Genomic DNA, 413 nt, shown 5'->3' on the forward strand with positions numbered 1-413 from the left:
GCCGTCGCAGTGCTGGATCTGCACGACCAGTTGCTGAATCTCGGCGTGGTCACTGCAACCCAGTTGCGGGAGGCCGGGGTGGAGGGTGCCAAACTTCTCGACCAGGGGGCTGCGGCATCGCCGATCCAGGAGCAGCGTGTCGACGAGACCCAGTTACTGGCGCTGTGGCAGTTCGCCGCGAACAACACGCAATTGCCGCATATCGGCCTGCTGATCGGGCAGACCTTCAACCCCGCCACGCATGGCGTGCTGGCTAGTTGGTTGCGCCAATGCAGTCGGGTGAGCGAGGTGCTGGAAGTGTTCCAGCGGCATATCGCGCTGATGAACCCTTCGGAGAGCTGGCAGTACAGTGAAACGGCAGATGCTCTGGTGCTGGAGATCACCTTCGCCCCCGGCAAAACCTACCCGCAGGC

Annotated in this window: 1 protein-coding gene; it reads left to right on the forward strand. The window is 63.0% G+C overall.

From position 1 onward, the window contains the following. Nucleotides 1–413 (forward strand): AraC family transcriptional regulator ligand-binding domain-containing protein (locus tag UB48_RS27850; protein WP_177329190.1); only part of this gene is annotated, 413 nt, incomplete at both ends.

This window comes from Pseudomonas sp. 2(2015), assembly GCF_000955865.1.
Classification (GTDB): Bacteria; Pseudomonadota; Gammaproteobacteria; order Pseudomonadales; family Pseudomonadaceae; genus Aquipseudomonas.